Annotated in this window: 8 protein-coding genes; 1 reads left to right on the forward strand and 7 read right to left on the reverse strand. The window is 40.3% G+C overall.

Going from position 1 to position 23,497, the window contains the following annotated elements; genetic code table 11:
• Positions 1-35: 35 nt before the first annotated feature.
• Positions 36-1,793 (reverse strand): aspartate--tRNA ligase, encoded by a 1,758-nt coding sequence (aspS, locus tag ACFSKL_RS13260; RefSeq protein ID WP_376886694.1) that lies wholly within the window; start codon positions 1,791-1,793, stop codon positions 36-38.
• Positions 1,794-3,115: 1,322 nt separating this feature from the next.
• On the opposite strand from aspS, the gene ACFSKL_RS13265 reads away from it, so the two are divergent.
• A complete protein-coding gene (locus ACFSKL_RS13265; protein ID WP_376886695.1) occupies positions 3,116-4,390 on the forward strand; it encodes a peptidoglycan DD-metalloendopeptidase family protein in 1,275 nt (424 codons plus the stop codon).
• Here the strand turns inward: ACFSKL_RS13265 and ACFSKL_RS13270 are convergent.
• The 6 genes from ACFSKL_RS13270 to ACFSKL_RS13295 all read right to left on the reverse strand — a co-directional run.
• Entirely contained in the window at positions 4,380-5,165 is a 786-nt protein-coding gene (locus ACFSKL_RS13270) for a 4'-phosphopantetheinyl transferase family protein (protein WP_376886696.1), read from the reverse strand. The two genes, ACFSKL_RS13265 and ACFSKL_RS13270, sit on opposite strands and share 11 nt — an antisense overlap.
• Positions 5,166-5,333: 168 nt before the next feature.
• Positions 5,334-10,520, reverse strand: a complete 5,187-nt coding sequence (locus tag ACFSKL_RS13275; protein ID WP_376886697.1) for an amino acid adenylation domain-containing protein — start codon at positions 10,518-10,520, stop codon at positions 5,334-5,336.
• Between the two features lie 56 nt (positions 10,521-10,576).
• Positions 10,577-17,095, reverse strand: coding sequence for an amino acid adenylation domain-containing protein (locus ACFSKL_RS13280; protein ID WP_376886698.1), 6,519 nt, complete (start codon positions 17,093-17,095; stop codon positions 10,577-10,579).
• 622 nt (positions 17,096-17,717) lie between these two features.
• Positions 17,718-20,069 carry an OmpA family protein gene (locus ACFSKL_RS13285; protein ID WP_376886700.1) on the reverse strand — a complete coding sequence of 784 codons (2,352 nt, stop codon included), beginning with the start codon at positions 20,067-20,069 and terminating at the stop codon, positions 17,718-17,720.
• 2 nt (positions 20,070-20,071) lie between these two features.
• Complete coding sequence (locus ACFSKL_RS13290; RefSeq protein ID WP_376886701.1) at positions 20,072-21,046, reverse strand: PorP/SprF family type IX secretion system membrane protein; 975 nt, start codon at positions 21,044-21,046, stop codon at positions 20,072-20,074.
• 10 nt (positions 21,047-21,056) lie between these two features.
• Positions 21,057-23,497: DUF7507 domain-containing protein (locus ACFSKL_RS13295; RefSeq protein WP_376886702.1), on the reverse strand; the 2,441-nt coding region annotated here is incomplete at its 5' end.

The raw sequence follows: 23,497 nt of genomic DNA on the forward strand, positions 1-23,497 counted from the left end.
ACCTACTCCTTTTCCCAATATACTTTTAAAGGCCTTTACTCCTTTTTCGCCGCTATCTGAATCGACAATTCTTTCAACTGCTCGTCAGCGATGGTGCTTGGCGAATCGATCATGACGTCCCTGCCCGAATTGTTTTTTGGGAAGGCGATATAATCCCTAATGGAATCTGATCCACCAAAAATAGCACAGAACCTGTCAAAACCGAATGCGATTCCCCCATGTGGCGGTGCTCCATATTCGAATGCTTCCATTAAGAAACCAAATTGCTTTTGCGCTTCTTCTTCGGTAAACCCAAGATGTTTGAACATCAATTGCTGGGTTGGCCTGTCGTGAATCCTGATAGAACCCCCACCGATTTCCACCCCATTGATGACCAAATCATAGGCATTGGCACGGACTGCGCCTGGATCTGTTTCCAACAATGGAATGTCCTCAGTCTTTGGAGAAGTAAACGGATGGTGCATCGCATGGAATCTTTGGGTTTCATCATCCCATTCCAACAAGGGGAAATCCATTACCCAAAGTGGTTTGAAAACATTCCTATCCTTCAATCCCAAATCTTCGCCCATTTTCAGACGGAGTTCTGACATTTGTTTTCTGGTGGACTTTGCATCCCCTGACAATACCAAAATCAAATCACCTGCTTTTGCCTCCGTCTTTTGAGCCCAAGCTTTCAGATCATCCTGGTTATAAAATTTATCAACTGATGACTTATATGTTCCATCTTCGTTGCATTTGACATAAACCAAGCCCTTGGCTCCAATCTGTGGCCTCTTGACCCATTCTGTCAATGCATCTATCTGCTTCCTTGTATATTCCCCAGCTCCCGTAGCACAGATTGCGACAACCAACTCTGCTTGGTCAAAAATCGAAAAACCTTTCCCTTGGGCGACATCATTCAACTCGACAAACTTCATGTCAAACCTCAAGTCAGGCTTGTCATTACCGTAGTACTTCATCGCATCTGCAAAGGTCATCCTTTCCACTTCACCCAACTGAACTTCTTTGACATTGGTAAATAAGTGCCTCACCAAACCTTCAAAAGTGTTGAGGATATCTTCTTGGGTCACGAAGGACATTTCGCAATCTATCTGTGTAAACTCAGGCTGTCTATCTGCACGCAAATCTTCATCCCTGAAACACTTGACGATCTGAAAATATCTATCAAAACCACTGACCATCAACAGTTGCTTGAAAGTCTGTGGGGATTGTGGCAAAGCGTAAAATTCCCCCGGATTGACTCTGGAAGGGACCACAAAATCCCTTGCGCCTTCCGGTGTAGACTTGATCAATACTGGAGTCTCGACTTCGATGAAGTCCTGGGCATCCATGTATTTTCTGGTCTCCTGCATCATGCGGTGTCTCAGTTGCAGTTTTTCACGGACTACATTTCTACGCAGATCAAGGTATCTGTATTTCATCCGCAACTCATCTCCACCATCTGTTTCATCCTCGATGATAAATGGAGGAACTTTCGCAGCATTCAAAACTTCCAGCGTTTCTGCTTTGATTTCGATAGCTCCGGTTGGGATTTTATCATTTTTTGATGTTCTTTCTATTACTTTTCCACTGGACTGGATCACAAACTCCCGGCCAAGCGAAGCAGCTTTCTCCAAAAGCGACTTGTCAGTCGAACCTTCTTCAAAAATCAACTGAGTCACCCCATAACGGTCTCTTAGGTCGACCCAAATAAGCCCCCCTTTATTTCTAACGCGCTGAACCCAGCCGGCAAGCGTAACTTCTGTATTGACATCTGTGAGACGTAACTCTCCACAAGTATGAGATCTAAGCATGATTTAGATTGATTTTATTAAAGCGGACAAAGATAAACAAACTTTAGAAGTATGCTAAAACCATCCAGTTAATATCCAGAATTCAGCAATGATTTTAAAAATTTAATTTTGTTTTGGGCTAGTTCCCTGGTGATAGTTATTGAGGGTAGGGGCTAGAAGGTTGGAAAGTTGGAAGGTTGCAATGTTGGAAAGTTGGAAGGTTAGGTAAGCATAGTGATATAGGTGGTCTTTGTTCATTGTACTTGGTACAAAAAAATTGGAAGATTGGAAAATTGGAAGATTGGGGATTAGTTAGAAGGTTGCAATGTTGGAAAGTTGGAAGGTTAGGTAAGCCTAGTGATATAGGTGGCCTTTGTTCATTGTACTTGGTACTTGGCACAAAAAATTGGAAGATTGGAAAATTATAAGATTGGGGATTAGTTAGAAGGTTGCAATGTTGGAAAGTTGGAAGGTTAGGTAAGCCTAGTGATATAGGTGGCCTTTGTTCATTGTACTTGGTACTTGGCACAAAAAATTGGAAGATTGGAAAATTACAAGATTGGGGATTAGTTAGAAGGTTGCAATGTTGGAAAGTTGGAAGGTTAGGTAAGCATAGTGATATAGGTGGCCTTTGTTCATTGTACTTGGTACTTGGTGCAAAAAATTGGAAGATTGGAAAATTTTAAGATTGGGGATTAGTTAGAAGGTTGCAATGTTGGAAAGTTGGAAGGTTAGGTAAGCCTAGTGATATAGGTGGTCTTTGTTCATTGTACTTGGTACTTGGTACAAAAAATTGGAAAATTATAAGATTGGGAAAATTGGAAGATTAGTTGGAAGGTTCGAAGGTTTCAAGGGCATATTCTCATTTCTTTGTCTGTCGCGTCCTGAAATTACTTGACACTTTTTCTTATTGTTTTACTTTTGTTTTCAATCCTCTTAAATACCTCTTAGTCCAAGTAAAGAGACCTCTCCTGCCGTCGAGGTGACTTGGTGGTCATTTCGAATTTACCTTACTTTAGGGAGGCGTGGAGCCTGTCCCGCAGGATTGCGGGAAGAAATCTCGAACTGAAATTTATATATACTTTTCATTTTTCTTCTCGCTTCTCGTCTCTTGGCTCTCGTCTCATATCTCACTTCGGCTCAGAAAACCCTGCCAAATAACTTTAATTCCTATCCATATAATTTTTCCGGGAGTGTTGGCGTTTGATGCTTGTAAAGTTGTTGCTTCGTACACTTTAAATGTAATGTATCATTGAAGTCGAAAACTGATAGCAAAACATTTGGAATTTGACTTAAATTTAAATTCCTTTGAGTATTACAAAACCCAACTAATTGAATAAAGAATGCAAAAAAAATGGATAAGTGCTGGTCTGATTGCACTGGTGCTTGGAGGAGGATTTTATTATTTCTGGGATCAGATAGACTTCAACCAACAGCAAGAGAAAGTATTGGTGGAAGATTTCAAGGAAGAAATGAAGGAAGATCTTCTTCTATACGGAATAAATATCAATAATCTCGATGTAGTGGAAGGAGTGGTTGGGAAAAACCAAACACTCTCGACGATTTTGGCCCCCTTCAATGTTTCCTATCAAATCATCGACGAAATCGCCAAAAAATCCAAAGACATTTTTGATGTACGAAAAATCGCCTTCAACAAAAAATTCACTGTCCTAACCGGTCGCGATTCTTCAGAAGCCCAATTTTTTATCTACGAGCCAAACCCTTCCGAATATGTAGTTTTCAAGTTGGATGAAGTTTCTATCTACAAAGAAGAGAAGCCTGTAGAATACAGGGATGTAGAAATCGGTGGAGAAATCTCAAGCAGTCTTTATGTCAATATGACCCAACTTGGAATCACACCTGATTTGATAGATCAGTTCGCTGATATGTATGGCTGGGTGGTAGATTTCCAAAGACTTCAAAAAGGAGACAAATTCAAAGTTGTCTATAAAGAAAAAGTTGTCGATGACCATGTCGTGGGGATCACAGATATCGAAGCGGCATACTTTGAACATATGGGTGAGCCTTACCACGCAATCCCCTTTGAGCAAAATGGTGAGCTTAGCTTTTTTGACCAAGATGGAAACAGTTTCAAAAAGGCATTTTTGAGAGACCCATTGAAATACACAAGAATCAGTTCAAGGTACAATCTAAACAGATACCATCCCGTACAGAAGAGGTATAAGCCTCATCTAGGCACTGATTATGCGGCACCAACCGGTACGGAGATCAGGTCGGTCGGTGAAGGGACTGTCGTAGATGCAAGATTCACCAGTGCCAATGGCAATTATGTAAAAATCAAACACAATGGCACATACACTACCCAATACCTCCACATGTCAAAAATCGCTTCGGGCATGAAGCCGGGCACGAGGGTAAAACAGGGGCAAGTGATTGGCTATGTAGGAAGTACAGGCTTGGCTACAGGACCTCATCTTTGTTTTAGATTTTGGAAAAATGGCAAGCAGGAAGATTGGCTGAAAGAAAAAATACCACCATCGGATCCAATTTTGCCAGCAAACAAGATGGCATTTGAGCAGGTGAAAATGGACAAACTCCAGTTGCTGGCCGATATCCCAATCAGCACACCTGTGGAAAAGTTAGTCGCTAAGAATTGATTTCATTCCTGAATTTTTTCCAATAATGGATACTAATCTCCATAGAGCTGACCCCATCAGGATGAACCAAACTACAGAAGTAACCAGGTGAAATTTGACCAGACTTGCATACCCAGCCGGTCTGGTCAATTTTTATTTTCGAAAGGGTAAAAACATTTCTTTTACCTGCCACTTTTATATCTAGAGGGGAAATCCTAAAACCCACTCCAATTGCCTTCAAAAAAGCTTCTTTCCTAGTCCAAAAATCAAAAAATTTCAACACTGGCTTATCATCTTCCTTAATTTTATCTTTTTCAGTATCTTGGAAGATCGAACCCACCATGTCATAAAAATCAAAGTAATCATCCAAAAACTCCAGGTCAATGCCCACTGGAACTTTTCCTACAGCCAAAACTATGAATTCACCAGAATGCGACACGTTGAAATGGACATCCCGAAATGTCGGTAGGAAAGGTTTACCAAATATATCTATTTCAATAACCAAGCTACTGGATTCGATTCCCAAAAGATCCGCTAGGATTAGCTTTCGAGACAAGATGGTCATGAGTTTCCTGTTTTTGCCCTTATCCAATACAAATTTTTGGATTGAAAATTTATCCTCAGGGGAAATCAAGGCATCAAAACCGCTGTTCCTCGATAGCTCCATGAGTTCCTGATGGGGCATGGTAGGAAAGGATGGGATTACCCAAATTTGGATTTCATCATTTGCCAATATACCCGGAATAGATGGTCTGTTTTCAAAAACAACTTCAGCACAGGACAAACTAATCTGCATAACTTAGGCTACTAACAATCTTGGACTATTCTTAATCTTTGTCAAATTAGCAATTGGAATCGTAATCTGACAGGTATTTTATTTTGAAAGGATCATTTAGATACTTGTTGGGTAAAATATCCTTCCCGGATATTTGAACCTATATGAATATGACAGAAATAGCCCCAACTATTTCATGATGATCTTTTCCAAACCAGTTGCAAGGATACCTATATTTTCCGGTTCAAATATCATATTGTGGTTTCCTTGAATTTCTTCCCACACAACTTCCCTAGAATACCTCCCCCAACCATAATACTCAAAATCTTCCAACCAATGATATTGGTTTTTGGTTTTTAATAAGGAAACTTTAATATCCAGGGGTTCGATGGTGTATTTTCTCATCGCCTCATTATTAAAAGCTTCGATGGATTTGATGGTTTCCATCAAAGAATCTTCGACAACTTTCTCTTTGATACCCAGGATAGACTTTGCCAAGCGGACAACGTTCTGGGAATAATAATGAAGTTTTTCATCCCTATATATTTTCGGGCTTTGCAGCAGGATTTTAAAATTGAAAAAGCGCTTTTTCCAGAACACTTTGGTCTTTGAGAAAAATTTACTCATGCTATTTTCGTACAGTTGGGCCTGATCGGCATAGGCCTCAATCATGATCACTTTCTCCAATTCTATTTTATATTTCTCTTTGAGGATTCGGGCCATCTCAAAAGCAACCACCCCTCCAAATGAATACCCCGCAAGCTCAATATTTCCTTTTGGCTGGACTTCCAAAATCTGACCCACATAATACGCAGCCATTTCCTTGATACAGTCAAAAGGCCTATCAAGCCCATTCAAGCCTTTTGATTGTATTCCGTAGATCGGTTGATCTCCATCAATTACTTTGGCCAAACTGTGAAAAGGCATTACATTCAGACCAGCCCCATGAACAATGAAAAGTGGTTTTTTTGATCCAGTCGTTTTTATGGGGACTATACATGACCACTCTTTTGGCTTGTCTTCCTCTGAAAGTTTCTGCGACAAAGAGGCAATTGTCGGGTAATGAAATAACGTTGCAATCGGCAACCTGACACCCAACTTGGCATCTATTTGAGACATTACCTTCACAGCCAAGAGTGAATGGCCTCCCAATTCAAAAAAGTCATCATTTGGCCCAATTTTACTGATTCCCAAAGCCTTGCCCCAAATTTCTGCAATGATCTGTTCTTTTGGGTTTAATTCATACGTAGATAAGTCAGTTTCTTGGTTTTCCTGCAAAATAGGGATTGGCAGTTGCTGCTTCACTATTTTTCCGTTTTGGGATAATGGGAATTCGGGCAATTGGACAAAATATGTAGGGACCATAAAGCTTGGGAGGCTTTCTGAAAGTGCTTTCCTGATCATTGAAGTATCCAATTCCAATTGATTGTTGAAAGGCTCACGGATATATTTGTTCAAATCGACATTCCCATGCTGATTCCCAATTGTTGGCAAGGAGTTTTGAAACACAGGTGTATTTGGCACAAAGTAAACCTCTATAAGATTGTCTACCCCATCAGACTGAAGCCTCACGTGTGTTCTGAATCCATTTTCATCCCCAATTTTCCTAAACAAATCCGGGTCTAAACTTTGGATGATAGCAGATTCTTTTTGTTTGTATTCTTGTACAAAGCCCCCTTCTTCCGAATTTTGGATAAATTGGTAAAAATCAAAATCTTCGGCAGTTCGTGAATTTGGGATATTTTTGATTTGTATAATCTTATCTTGCTTGTCTTGCAGCACTTTCTGCAAGCTTCTACCATCGACATCGGTTTCCCAAACATAACTCAAATCTGAATCAACATTTGATTTGTGGCCTCCTTTATACAGCCACACATCATAATGGTACTTTGTGGTTTCATTGAGAACAGATCCTTCTCTCAACTGAATATCGACAGCTGTGATTTCAGGAATATAATTGATCAAGTCAAAGAAAAATTGGGGATCCGCTGTCAATTCATCTTCAATTGTGACCCTTCTTTCTATTATTTCTTTAAAATCCTTGATACTAATCTTGGACTTTACATTTCGCAATTGGTCAAATGCATGGTACATTCCCAAAGTCGAGGCACTTTGCATATCACCGATAAAAAGACATCCGCCATCTGAAAGTGCCGAAATGCTATTTTTGATCGTTTTCAAGAAATAGTTGGAACTGGGAAAATATTGTGCTACACTGTGAATGATCACTAAGTCCAAGGAACTTGGTGTTACGAATGAAAAATCATCTGCCGCAGAAACTCTCGTTTCAAACTTTCCTGCAAGGTTTGGCATATTTGCTATTTTGGAACGAAGATTCTCTATAGCAGTCTCGGCAAAGTCTGTTGCGATGTACTTTTCCACATCATTAATCATCTCCAATGCTATCTGACCTGCACCTGAACCCACTTCTAATACATTCTTTGCACCGATAGCTTTCAATCTTTTGACAGATTGATTTTTCCACTCTGAAGCCTCTAATTCAAAATCCTTCTCATTGCCTATCACTTTCGCTATGACATAGTCCAGATCTTCATTTTGATCAGCATGTTCGTCTATCTCTTCTTGGCCTTGCACATAGATATTGTCCCATTTTTCTTTCCAGTTCTCATACTCCGAACTAGAATCACTCTTTTGGGGAATCAAATAAGCAACAAGTGATTTTTCCCCATTGACTTCTTTGACATCGACCAAAGCATCAGCTATTTTATCAAGGGAAATCAGTTTATTCGAAATCTCATCCAACTCAATTCTAAACCCCCTAAATTTTACTTGCTGGTCAATCCTACCCAAACAATATAACTCTCCATTATGATCATATTTTCCCAAATCTCCAGTCTTGAACATCCTAACCCCTGGCTTATCAACAAATGGGTCAACCAAGAATTTTTCTGAGTTCAAATCATTTCTATTGATGTAACCTTGACCTACACCTTGGCCTGAGATATACATTTCTCCTATCTCTCCTGCTGGCAGCGGTTTCCCATTCTCATCCAAGATGTAGATATTTGTCCCTCTGATAGGTTTGCCTATAGAGATAGGCTTTCCTTTAGTCGATATTTGCTTGATTGTAGAAAAAACTGTCGTTTCTGTAGGCCCATAGATATTCCAAAGTGCCTTACATCTATCTATTAACTTATCTGCCAAATGGACTTCCAGGGCTTCGCCCCCACTGATGATATTCAATTTCGGAAAGCGGTTGTGCCAACCCGTGTCCAACAACATCTTCCAATGGGAAGGAGTGGCAAACATGATAGTGATGTGGTTTTTTTGAATAACATCTAGCATTTTTTTCGGATCTCTTCGTTCGAAATTATCCAACAAAAAGCTTTGGGCTCCATGGACATAGGGGAGAAAAAGTTCCAATATCGAAATATCAAAAGAATTGGATGTCACCGCCAAAAGCACATCATTGCTCGAAATCCCAGGTTTTTCACTGACGTTTCGAAGGAAACTGTAAAGGTTTCCGTGATCCAAAACTACACCCTTTGGCTGTCCGGTAGACCCCGAGGTATAGATGATATAAGCCGGGTCATTTTCGGAAAGCGTGATTCCCAAATTGGTATCTTCAACAGCATCCGAGAATGCCATTGCATCTTCATAGCTGATTAAATCAAAAGAATTTTTGAATTTTTCTGAGCTCTTTTTGTCAATAATTGCGAGCTTCGATCCTGCATCGGAAAGTGTAAAGTTGATACGTGAAATCGGATAGTCCACATCAATCGGCAGGTATGCTGCCCCAGCTTTAAGGATTGCAAAAATCGAGACGATCATCCTTTCCGACCGCTCCATGACCAATCCCACCTTGTCTCCTTTGATTACTCCCTGGAGCTGCAGATTTCTGGCCAGTTTGTTGGAAAGCGAATTCAGCTTTCTGTAAGTCAAAGGCCTGTCCTTAAATATAACAGCCACCTTGTCCGCATAAAGCTCTACACTCCGCTCAATAAGTTCGACTACAGGGATAAAACCATCGGTTTCTTCGCCGTAAGCGGGCAATTGATAGCTTTCTGAGTCTTCTTGGGTAGCCAACAAATCCACCAATTTCAAATTCGGCTGGTCCAAAATTTCCAAAAGGATCTTGTTTAGGCCATCGGACCAATTTGAGATAGTAGAAGCCGTGTATAGATCGGGATTGTAAGACCACTCGAAAACCAAGTTTGATTTGCTTTCGAAAAGGTTGAGGAAAATCTCAAAATTCTCAAACTTTCTGGGATTGGTTTGAATTGAGAAGTCAAGTCCCAAAAACTCCACTTCGTCATCCATTCCCAAATCCACATTGAAAACCACTGGCACAATTGGAACTTCATTGACTTTCCTAGCTATTTTTAGTTCTTTGAGCAATGTGCCAAAAGTGATCTGTTGGTGGTCCAATATTTCACTGAGTTTCTTTTTCCTACCTTTCACATAATCAGAAAAATGCATGTCCAGATCAATGGAAACCGGAACAGGCAATAAATTCACACAATGGCCTATCAGGTTGTATTTTTCTGTAATCACTTGCCCAGCTGCCGGAAGGCCAATTACAAACTCTTTCTGATTGGCGGATTTTGCCATCAAAAGTTCGAAGGAGGAAAGCATTAGGTTGAAAAAACTTACACCCAAATCTTTGGAAAGCTGTTTGAGTCTTTTGGACATTCCAAAATCAATCTCTTGATCAAACCTTTTTCCGTTGAACGATCTGTCATCGGTCCTTTCAAAATCCGTAGCCAATCTCAGTGACACTGGCTTTGACCCTAATTCTTTCTTCCAAAAATCAAGATTTCTTTCAAATTGGTTTGAGTTTTGAAATTCCTTTTCAAAATCGGCATATTCCCAATACGAGGGGGCCGTATCCAATTCGAATCCATATCCTTCATAGTAAGAATTGTAAAGCTGACATAATTCCCTCAGAAAAACCCCAGTGGACCAACCATCACAAACCAAATGATGGGCTGTAAACACAAGGATATTCTCTTCCGGAGATTTCTGTATTATGGTGATTTTGGTGAGAGGGCCAGATTCCAAGTCAAAGACCAAAAGTGCTTGTTCTTCCAAGAGTTCAGCAACCCTCTGCTTTTGGGCTTCCATATCCAAATCGTATAGAGAAACAACTTCAATAAGGCTCTGCTGATTTCCAATATAAATGGATTGGCCATCAGGGGAGAAAGTGCTTTTCAGAATATCATGACGCTCAAGAATCTCGTTAAGTGCTTTTTTTAGACTCAAATAATCTAAATACCCATTCAGTTCTATACTGATAGACTCATTGTATGCCCTATTGGCATCTTCTCCTCCAATGATGCAACTCAACCAAATCTCTTTTTGAGATTCACTTGTCTGAAATGTCCTCACATTTTTCTTCTCACGCAAACCTTCCATTATTTATCGATTTTTCAGTACCCAATTTTTCTTTAAAAAACAAAACCTAAAAGTCACTATGCATTTTCAAGAATTCTATTTTCCATAAAAAACCCCGCCTTCATCAATTCAAAAACACATGTTTTGAAAGTTTGGCAGATTCTATCTATATCATCATCGGTATGCGCAGTGGTCATAAAACAAGGGAAACCGTCATAGATATGGATTCCTTTTTCCCTCATTTGTGAAAAAATCAACTCTGTATAATTGACATCATACTTTGGTTTGAATTTCCATAATGATCCAAAATGAACTATCCCAAATGGGAGGCTCTGTTCATCGAAAAACAGATTGAGCGCTTCTGCCAGTTGGTTTGTTTTCATTGTGAGGCTATGCTGTAGTTTTCCAGCATCATTTTTCAAATATTCCAATGCCGCCTTCGCAGAAACCAGGGCAAGCGGGTGTCTCACGAATGTCCCTGCAAAGTAAGTCACCCCTGTCTCAGGAAGAGAATCATCCCCATAATTCCAACAGCCACCATCCAAGGCATCCATGAACCTTTTGGATCCACCAATAGCTCCGATTGGAAGGCCTCCACCAATCACTTTTCCATAGGTACAGATATCTGCTTTGATCTTGAAAACACCCTGGGCACCTTTTGGATGCATTCTAAATCCTGTAATAACTTCGTCGAAAATCAAGGCTGCACCAGATTCAGCAGTTATTTCCCTTACTTTTTTCAAGAACTCAACCGGTCTGAATTCCGGCCTCCTGCTTTGTACAGGTTCTACCAATACCGCTGCGATTTCATTCTTTCTTTTTCTGATGATTTCCAAGCTTTCCTCTGTCCCATAGTCCAATACAAGCATATTTTGTACTGAGGATTCCATAATCCCACTTGCAGCAGGGAAAACTTTTTTATTCTGGACACCCCTTACTATCGCTTCATCAAATATCCCATGATACGATCCATTGAAGGAAATAATCAGACTTCGGTCTGTCACAGTTCTTGCGATTCTCATAGCGCCCATTACAGCTTCGGAGCCTGTGTTGCAAAGTGCTGCGCGATCATGACCAGTCATATCACAGATCAACTTACAAACTTCTCCTGAAAGCGGGTGTTGAGGTCCGATTTCATAACCTTTATCCAGCTGTTCTTTCAGCCTGTCATTGATAAAGTCTGGTCTATGACCAAAAATGATTGACCCAAAGCCATTCAAGACATCCAAGTATTCGTTGCCGTCAATATCCCAAAGTTTACTTCCCAAAGATCTGTTTACTACTGGAGAATAGATCATTTCTTTCATACTTGGCTTAAATCCAGACACTACCCTGGGATCTGCCATATATGTCCTATGCTCTTGAGTATAAGCTTTGGATGATTTTGTCGCAGCTATATAGCGCTTTGTGTGCTCAGCTATAAATTCCTTTTGGGAATCACTCAATTCCGCATCCTTTTTCTGAATTCTAGCGATTGCCCCAAAGGGTTTTTTAAGTTCAGTCTGCTCGGCTTCTGTAAGTTGGATTTTGTTCCCTTCCTCAGAAGTCACTGCCTTGCTTGTAGACACTGGAGCCGATAGAGCGACATATTGAGGAGCAGTACCGACAAGTCCTGAATTTTGCTGTTGGATTTGATTGAGTTGCCTAGAAAGCAATTCCATCTGCTGGGCAATCAGATTGATCATCATATTTTGCCCAGAATTATCTACCAAACCAGCCGGTTGAAAACTGGGAGCGTTTACCAAAGACTCTGCGGAATATTGCTGTGAAGAACGGGGGGAGACCTGATCTGCAACGGTAGTGATATACCTAGCCTTGTTTTCCTCTGCAATATTTGCTTTTACAAAAGCCTCAATTTTACCAACAGACTGTAAGTCCTCATTAAGCTGTCTAAATGTCAACTGAATCCCAAATTCATTTCTGAATTTAGACCCCAGCTGCGTAAGAATAAGAGAGTCCAAGCCCATTTCTGAAAAAGTAGTGTTTTCATCAGGCATTTGAACCCCAGTAGCATTCAATATTATTTCTTGGATTTTTTGTGAAAAAGTATCTCGTGTTTCCATTTTACTGATTGAATTTGACGGGGAAATTTTTACTGCAGATTGATTTGAATTAAATACGTTTTGATTATTGATCTCTTTTTTGATTGGTGGGTCTAGCCAATATCTTTGCTTATCGAATGCGTAGGTAGGTAGATCAGATTGGAAGCTGAAGCTTTTATACATTTTACTAAAATCTACTTCCACTCCTGCTTGCCATACTTTTGCGATAGCGTGTAAAAAAGATTCGAATTCCGATTGTGTCTCCTCCCCAATTGAAATACTATTAATAATCGAAGGATTGCTGCCAAGATTGTGTTGTCTGACCAAAGAGCTAAGTACATTACCTGGTCCAACCTCCAGAAAATTGAAAGCACCATTTTCTTCTATTGACATTATTGCATCCGAGAAAAGCACCGTCGTGAGAATTTGATTTGACCAATACTTTGGATCAATGGCTTCCTCATCTTTGAGAAGCTGCCCAGTTGCTGTAGACATGATGGGAAGTCTTGGGCGATTGAGGGAGATTTTTGAAACTTCTTCTTCAAATTCCGCCAAAATAGACGACATCATTTGGGAATGGAAAGCATGGCTGGTTTGTAGGATTCTGGACTGTATCCCTCCTAGCTGTAGCTTCAATGATAACTCCTGAATAACCTCTTTTTCTCCAGAGACGACACATGCGTTTGGTGTATTTACCGCTGCAATCGAAACCCCTTCCGGTAAATGAGACTTGATTTGATCAGCTTTGCCCCTAACTGCCAACATCGAACCAGGAGGAAGCCCACTCATCAACTGCCCCCTTTTGCATACCAACCACAAAGCATCTTCCAATGTCATCACGCCTGCAAAAACAGCTGCATTGAACTCTCCAATACTATGTCCACACAGAATCAAAGGTGATACACCCAGATCAATCCATAATTTACCCAAGGCATACTCGGTGACAAATATGGCCGGTTGCGTGAACTTGGTGTCTTTTAGTAAAAGATTGGCTTCTGAACTAATCTCAGAAGGAAAAATAATCTCTTTGAGCTCTACTCCGAGAAGAGGATTGACAATTTGGATACAATCATCGATTGATTGTCTGTAAATCTCAAAATGATCATACAATGATTTGCCCATCTGTAGGTATTGTGCACCTTGTCCTGGGAATAAAAATGCAAAATCTTTACTCTGGGGAGGCTGATGATTTACCAACTCTCCGGAGGAGAATTTCTTCAACTCCTTTAGGAGACTGTCTTTGCCATCAGCGATTACATAGGCCTTATGCGGATAAGATTTCCGTGAAACCTGGAGCGTAGAAGCCACATCTTGTAGTCGGGCATGCGGATTTTGTGAAATAAAGTCTGCCAACTTTTGCGCATAGAGCTGGACTGAACCAGTTGACTTTGCAGACCAGTTGATAAGGTAGGCAGGGTGACTTTCTTCCACTACAGCTTGGCTCTCTGCTTTATCAGCCTCTGCCAAGACCAAATGCACATTGGTTCCCCCAACACCAAAAGAGCTTACCCCTCCATATACTTTCTCGTTTTGGGAGAATTCTTGCAGACTTGAATTGATGTAAAATGGGGAATCGGAAATTTTGATATCAGGATTTAGTTTTTGAAAACCATGGACCGGCACCAACTTTTTATATTGCAATGTCAAAACCGCTTTGATAAAACCAGAAACTCCCGAGGCTGCATTCAAATGCCCCATATTGCTTTTTATACTGCCAATGGCACAGAAATTCTTTTTCTCCGTATTTCCAAAAGCCAGCTTAAGCCCTTCTATTTCCATTGGATCTCCCAGTGGAGTCCCTGTACCGTGAGCCTCTATAAATGTTATCTGTTCAGGTCTGATTCCCGCATCATCAATAGCCGTACGGATTGCAATCGCCTGCCCTTCTACACTAGGGGCACTGAAACTTCCTTTGCTACCGCCGTCATTGTTGACACCTACACCCTTGATGATTGCCAAAACATTGTCACCATCCCTTTTGGCAGCATCAAGATCCTTGAGTAGAACCACCCCTGCACCATCACTGAAAACAGTGCCTTGGGCATCTGCATCAAAAGATTTGCAATGCCCATCTTTGCTGTATGCTGAACCTTCTTCATATAAATGCCCACTAAATTGCGGACTCTTGACGCTTGCACCGCCAGCCAAGGCTATTTCACAGTTGCCAAGCCTTATACTTTCAACAGCTTGAACTATTGCCAACAGTGAAGTAGAACATGCAGAATACACACTTACTGCCGGACCTGTCAGATTCAAATGGTAAGCTGTGCGGGAAGCAATAAAATCTTTTTCATTGAGGGAACTCACCTGAAAATCTCCCAAATCCCTTATTTTTTCGGGATATGAAAGAAGGTTATTCATAAAATAAGTATTGGAACTAACCCCGGCATAAACTCCTATATTTGCGGAACCCGAATTATTTCGATAGCCTGTACTTTCCAACACATTATAGGCAATTTCCAAGAACAAACGCTGCTGGGGATCCATCATTTCTGCTAGCACCTTGTTCAAACCAAAAAAACCGGCGTCAAATCTATCAGCATCAGAAATTACCCCCCTAGCTTTGACATAACTTGGATTATTAAAAATAGACTGATCAATCGATGCTTCTAATTCACTGTCGTCAAAAATTTTAATGGTCTCTTGGTTTGATATCAATACATCCCAGAGTTCTTGGATATCATTTGCACCGGGAAACCTCCCTGCCATACCAATCACAGCCACATCTTTCCTCGATTCGCCTTTGGTTTTTAGCTTTTCTTCCAAACTATTGACGAGTGAATCAGACTCAGGATTTAGCGATTTTTGCAAAAATTGCTGAACTGTAGGGTACTGATAAAGTTTGATGACAGACGTTTCTATACCCAATTCTAATCTAAAGGATGAAATCAGCTTTTGAGCTTTTAGAGAATTCCCTCCAAATTCAAAAAAATTATCAGTCATCCCAATCTTGTCAAATTGGAGAATACTAGCGAAAAGGTTGCAAAAATCTTTTTCAGCTTTACTTTTCGGTGGAACGAATTCAGAAGGTAGAGATCCTCTAACTTGTTGTGGTTTGGGAAGCGTTTTTCTATCTATTTTACCAGAAGCTGTCTTTGGAAACGACTCCATCTCTACTATAAAATCAGGAATCATATAATTAGGCAAATTCCTCTTCAAAAAACCCTTCAATCGCTCTATGTTTCCTGCCTCTTTTTGATTGAACTGTACATAACCAACAATCATTTTTTGACCAGTCGCATCAAGATCCAGTTTTACCACAGCTTGGTTTACTTGCTCAAATTTATTGATGTTTACTTCTACTTCCCCTAGTTCAACCCTATTCCCCCTGATCTTGACCTGATCATCTATCCTGCCTTTGAAATAAAGTAAGCCTTCTGAATTGGAGCTTACGATATCACCAGTTTTATAAGCAATGCTAAATTCAGGATCTATATTGGGGATATTTACAAACCTCTCTGCGGTAAGGTCATCACGGTTGAGGTATCCTTTCGCAAGACAATTCCCCATAATATACAACTCTCCTGGCTGGCCAGGATTACATATCTCTAGGTTTTCATCCAAAACAAACAACCTACAGCCTGCTATAGGAAATCCAATACCTGGAAGCTCCTCCCAATTGTCTGGATCTTCATCAAGAACATTTTCAGATACAAAAACACTCGCTTCAGTAGGCCCATACATATTTTTCAACCTAGCATGCGGTAGATTCTTGAAACACTCCTTGATATTGGCTGTAATTTTCAACAAATCACCACCGCACGCTACTTCGTTTAGAGTTTGTGGGTAAGTTTTTGAATTAAGCACTTCATTTGCGAAGTACTGAAGAGAAACGTAGGGGAAGAAGGTTTTATTTATCTTGTTTTTTACAATGTAATCCAATAAATATCTGGAATCCAACCTATTGACTTCATCTATAAGATGTAAGGTTCTGCCAGTTGAAAGTGTTCCAAAAATCTCCATGATCGATGCATCAAATCCCAAATAGGCAAATTGCAAGACCTGCTCATTACTGTCTCTCCCAATTTTATCGATCCGATACGAAATCATTTCATATAAGCCTTGGTGTTGGATTTCGACACCCTTTGGTTCACCAGTTGAACCTGATGTATATAATATTACAGCTGAGTGAGAATTGGAAAGTTGCCCAGGCCTATTTACAACTGACCGTTCTTCTACATTGATATTATTTAAGCCTATATTTTTGAATCCATCAAACTCTTCATTTGAAGAGATGCACGATTTCACCTTTGATGATTTGACCGTGTATAAAAGTCTTTCATTGGGATAATCCAAGTCCAAGGGAAGGTAAGCCTTATTGGCTTTCAAAACAGCTAAAATCCCCGTAATGGTATGGATATTCTTCAAGGTACTCAAACCTATGATCTCCTCATCAGGATGATTTAAAACGATATAATTCTTTAATCGATCAGAAGCTTCATCCAATTCACCATAGGTGATTTTTTCGCCATTGTACACAATAGCGATTTTCCCAGGGTTTGAACTCGCCTGCTGCTCAAAAAAATGATGAATTCTATTGTTAAAACGCTCCATAAATGGTTTTTATTTAAAAATAACCCGAACTAATAAACTATAACAAAATTATTAAATAAAATTTAAAATGCAAATTTTAGTATTTTAAATTCATTTTACATAATTTAAAAAAACATTAAAAATAGTGTAGGCTAATATTTCCACCTAACCTATCATATTAATAGGACGAGAAATCAATTAATTATCAAGGGTTTTCTTAAAAAGACAAATTCAAACAAAACACCACTACAAACTATCATATATAACCTATAAAGTACATATTACATTTTTTACTGGTTATCATGATTCACTAATAATGAATGTATGTCTTTCATCTAAACAACATTCCTTAGTAATACTTTTTTTCGAGTCGATCTTCCGCAAGTAGAATCGTCCATCATGTAAAAAGCGACATTTCCAAAGTGGTTGATTTTCTTGTTCCACTGCTATACTTCTAGTTCATCCTTCGAAAAAATTTCTCATGTATTATATAATAAAAACCTTACTGGTACGTAAAGAAAAAAGACCACCTGAGACAGATGGTCCTTTAATAAATCTACAGGTTAGGGTTTCTTTAATTTATTTTTTTACTAATCGGTATTTGATATCAGTACCTTGACCCTATCCAAAGCACTTCATTAAATTACTTTTTCAAATGCAATTCCGTCCTTCTGTTTTCTTGGTGTTGGGCTTCTGTGCAAGTTCCACAATCATGGATTGGCTGGGTTTTCCCAAACCATTCAAATTGCATCCTTGCTGCCTCCACACCTCTTTTTACCAAATAGTCCATCACGACGGTAGACCTTCTCTCTGACAAAGACTTGTTATACTCCTCACTCCCCCGCTGATCAGTATGTCCAGAGATATACAGATTCAGGTTTTTCATACGCTTCATCATGATCGCTGTCCTTTCCAATTCCTTTTTGTGAATTGGTCTAATCGTTGACTTGTCAAAATCGAAATAGACGATTGGAACAGCATTCAGTTCTTTCTGCAATTCCTCGAAGATCCCAAACTCGTCGCAGATATCCTTATCCAAAAGCTCGGATGGCAATTCATATTCTTTATTCAAATCAGGGAATGCCTCCAAGACCAGTTCAGACCTTCTGTTGAGCTGATGCTCTGTCTCTGGACAAGGCACCCCATCCCCACAGTCATTTGTGAGTTCTTGCTCACCGTACCATCTTGCACGCACACGTTCTTTGCCGATGTTGTATTTAGCGAGGAAATCCACAACAGCGTCAGCCCTTCGCTCGCTAAGGGATTCATTGTATTCATCCGATGCCCTTGCATCTGTATGGGAACCCACCAACAAATCCAAGAAACTGTATTTCTGCATCAATGCACCTAGCTTATCCAAAGTATGGGCCGCGTCATTCCGAATTACAGAACTATCGAGATCATAATAAACTATGTCTACATAGACAGGCATTTGATAAGGGATTCTTGCAAGTCTATATTCCCTTTTCAGCGTATCTCCTTCTAAACCTATTGTAGTAAGGTCATTGTCAAATATACTGAAATGGCCTTTTTTGCTTATTTTCAATTCAAAATTGTTATCCGGGCTAAGATCTGCCAACAAAGCGCCATCTGCTCTTCTTGAACTGGCAACATCCATCTGCTGATCCTTTGCTTTTAGCGCTACATCAAATTCATCCGTAACCAACATCCCATCACAATCAATAACCTTGGCTACCAAAAGTTTGTTTAATGTCTCTATACTATAGATATCATCCATCCCCTGTCCTCCTGTTCTATCACTGGAGATATACCTTTTCCCATCAGCAGTAAGGCTATATGCGAAATCATCCCTATTTGAATTTATAGGCGTTCCCATATTGCTTACGCTGCTGAATCCACCTGCACTGTAATCAGCCATAAACACATCCAACCCCCCAAACCCAAGATGTCCATTGGAAGAAAAATAAAGTTTATCCTCTACTCTATAAGGATGGCTTTCATTTTTATCCGTATTGACTATTGCTCCCAAGTTGACAGGATTACCAAAGGTCAAATCATCATTATAAGTCACATAATAAAGGTCAAAACCTCCCTGCCCACCCGGCATGTCTGAAGAAAAATAAATTCTTTTTGCATCCTCATCCACAAACGGGTGCATGACACTATAATTTACGGCATCATTGAAGGAAAACCCTTCAGGAGAAGACATCACACCAGATTCGTCCAAACTGCTAAAGAACACTTCTGTACCTACCTGGAAATCCCCTTTCTTCTTTGCCTTGGTAATTCTTCTTGTCACACTATAGAAAATCAAATCCTTTTCATGCATAAAACTAGGGTCAGAGAAATGCAATATCTCTTCATCCCCTGCCTCAAGCACTGTCAAAGTCCCTGTAGTATCTTTTCTGACAATCCTAAAGAACTCCCGATCATTGAAATCATATTTCTCTTTGCTGTAGATATTATTCAAATCCAATCTGATTGGCATTTTATCCGTAGGAACCACTTGCCCTCTATCCGTAGCAAAGTACATATTCCCATCCTTGTCTTTGGCCATTCCAAAATCAGAACCAGTACTGTTGACCCCATCTACTGGAATGAGCTTTACATTACTGCGCTTCTGGTACAACTCCTTCAATTTGTCGGCATCTAATTCCGGGAAATCCAAAGCAGAATATCCACTCCCTTCCAACAAAGTGTCCAAGTCTATATCCCCATTACTGATCTGAAAAGAAGACAATATATATTCACGGTAATCTTCCTTACCTGCCTCTTCAAAACCTACAACTGTCAACCACCATTCATTGGCTTTTGGGTAATCCTGAATCTTGCTGTAGGATTCGGCTATCTTCTTGGCTGTTTCATATTTCTCTTTTCTACCAAAAGCATGTTCATAGGATTCTGCTGCATGCTGGTAGTTGTTCAACCTAAATTGCTTGTCAGCATACCGGAGAAGTGGGTTTTGTGCCTGTACATGTATAGATATCAAAGATATCGTCAGCATCAATGTCAATGTTGTAAAAATATTTTTCATAATTAGAACCATCTTGGGTTTTTCATACTTACATTTCTCGGGCTGATATAATAGCCCACTGATAACTCGTGAGAATTGTTTCTGTAATCACTCAATACATTTATGCTATGGTCGTATGCATAGCCCAGCCTCAGATTATTCGTTGCAAAAATCTCCATGATAAAGGCAACAGCATTCCGTTGGTTTAGATTGTCCTGCAGATGATCCATCCCGACTTGGACATTGGATCTGTAGGAGGCCCCAAGCCAAATCCGCTCATTGAACAAAACCATCCCATTGATATCATAGCTTGTAGGGGCGCCTTTCACTTCTTTGATCAAAAATGAAGGTTTGAACTGGACACTGTTGGAAACAGGGATCATCACACCTGCAGTCAGGTAGTAATGGAAATCATGGTAAGCCAAAGCTATATCCTCCCTTTCCAATGCTCCCTTTCCAATCATGTTGTAGGCACTGAGACCTGCGTAAAACCTATTGTTATGGAAAAACAATCCCATATTCATATTGGGTGTAAACATATTCACCCTTCCTTCAGGAATATTGGGGTCATTGGGATCCGAAGCCCGAAGCATGTCACCATCAATCGCATATTCATTTGCACCTGCACTTATGCCCAATCCCAAAAATGAATCCCTGCCTGTCTGAATCCTGTATGCATAAGAGAGCAATGCCCCGTTGGTATTTGTAGGACCTATCTTATCAGACAAGATAGATAAGCCAAAACCCATCAGTCCTTCATTGGCGCTCAAATCTGCCGTTAAAGAAAAGGTTTTTGGTGCACCGGGAAAACTTACCCACTGACTCCTGTAGGTGCTTTGGATATATGGTTCCCCTTTGTATCCGGCATATGCCGGGTTGATATGAAGGCCATTGAATATGTATTGGCTAAATTGTGGTAGCTGCTGGGCTTCAACAACACCTGAAAAGACCAGAGTCATCAATACAACCTTCCCTAATAATTTGAAAATTCTTTTCATAATTCTTCGATTATTCTTTGATTACTTGTATCCAACCTTTGAAATCATGGCTTCTGCCTTGTGTATCCGTCCCAACCAGCACATAGAAATATGTTCCGGCAGGAAGGCCTTCGGCAGACCAGTCATTCTGATAATTAGTTCTTTCGAAGACATGATCCCCGTACCTGTTGATTATTATTATTTCATTACTTGGGAACTTCCCAAGACCCTTTATTACAAATCTGTCATTCAATGAATCCCCATCAGGTGTGATCACATTAGGGATAAAGAATGGTTTTATAGTGTTCGTGTCTGTAGCCGTATTGTCATCCGGGTTTGTATCATCACCCGAAGAGGCCACTGTCACTACGTTTGTTATAGTCAGATCTGCTGATCCTGATAGTGCATCAGCTTTTACCAAAACCCTGATCGTCATTGTTGCACCAGATGGGAAAAATGGTACCGTCCAAGTCAACCTACTGCCTGTGACATTCAATGCAGCATCAATCTGCGTACTGCTCGAATTCACCGTCGAACTGATGTAAGTCAACCCATTTGGCAAATCATCTATTATCTCTACATCCTCTGCATCACTCTCGCTGTTGTTGGTGATTACTATCTCGTACTCAAATTCATCCCCCTCAAAAATCTCAACTTCAAATGAAGTCTTCGTGATGGACATATCCACCGCATCGTCCAACAACCTCAATGTCACAAAAGCATCATCATTGTTGTCTGGATCCAACACTTCACTTAACACATATCTTAATCGGTATTCCCTCGCTTCATTCAATCCTGGAACCAAGCTCAACTCTCCATTTGGATTGATCAATAAACCAATAATTCCATCTAAATCTGTGAATACAAAATCCACATCATCAGGGTTTGGTCTTTGACCATCCAGCAAGTCATTCTCCAATATATTTCCAATCAAGCCTTCATGACTAATCCTAAACTCACCCAAGTCATCATCATTTGCCAAAATTGGTCTTGGAGAATGGAATTCCTGACATCTTACCCCAAAATCCACATCCAATCGAACTCTTGACTCTTGAGTAAATGTCAGTTCAAATGGGTTGGTAGTTGTCACTCCACATTCGATCCTCGGATCACTGATAATTCTTCCACCGTAATTAGGGATTACCTTCACTTTACCGGAGTTGCCCATGGCTTCTGCCTCCAATTCCAGGCTTTCATCAAAAATCAATTCAACGGTATAATCACCCAATTCATTTGGTCGGGTTCTGTAATTCCCCAATATCCCGATGGTCAATTCCTCTCTGTATCCATTAGGTCCAGTTACAAGGATGTTTGGATTATTTGGGTTACCAAAACCAGCTTTCCTTACTTCCCCTTCGTTCTCAGGACCATTGAATCTTCCATCTCCATTGAAATCTATCCATTCCCATTCATCAAATGCGACATATCCATTGGCGTCCGGTACATTCAAGGTAACTTCTCCATCATCGTTGGCATCAAACCATTCATCCTGGATACCATTTCCATTCAAATCATACCATACAAAATCACCTAGCACATTTCCATCATATGATTCATATCCAAAATCTTTCGTAATGAAATTACAATTCTCGATCATCGTAATGAACAAGGATGATTCTACAGGGTAAAGATTTCTCGCGCTGTTCAGATTGGCATCCTGCACTTGAACTAGGTATTCCCCAGGAGTAAAATCCGTGAAATAATACCTACCATCATCTTTTGTGACCTGAAGTAAAATCTGCCCTGATGTATTTCCTTGGGGAATCAAAGTAACTGGCACCCCTGATAATGGCAAACCTGTTTCAGCATTGAAAATCAAACCTTCAATTCTTGTCTTTCCTTCACAGACAACAGGAACAGACACTTGATCTTCTGCTTCAACTTTATCCTCCGAATTCACAAATCCAGAAACAGTAGCAACGTTGACAATTGGGACTTGTGCCAGTTCATCTTCCTGGGTTACAGTATAGCTCGCTGTCACCGACTTGCTCTCTCCCGGCGACAATGTCCCAACATTCTCCTCAACTCCCAACTTTGGATCACTGATCACTACTTCTGTCAAAGTTGTGTTGCCTGTATTGGTAACTGTCAGCGTATAAGTGATCAACTCTCCTGCTGCACTTACCTCTGATTTGTCTGCTGTTTTGCTCAAAGCAATTCCGCTGTTTTGGTCAACAGGTGTTTCAAGTTCATCTTCATCACCCGGTGTCTCCCCGTTTGGATCCTCACCCTGCACACTTGCCGCGTTCAGGATACTTCCTCCATCCATATCTTCCTGGGTTACAGTATAGCTCGCTGTCACCGACTTGCTCTCTCCCGGCGACAAGGTTCCAACGTTCTCCTCAACTCCCAACTTTGGATCACTGACCACCACTTCTGTCAAAGTCGTGTTGCCTGTATTGGTAACTGTCAGTGTATAAGTGATCAACTCTCCTGCTGCACTTACCTCTGATTTGTCTGCTGTTTTGCTCA

This window comes from Belliella marina (genome assembly GCF_042682445.1).
GTDB lineage: Bacteria > Bacteroidota > Bacteroidia > Cytophagales > Cyclobacteriaceae > Belliella > Belliella marina.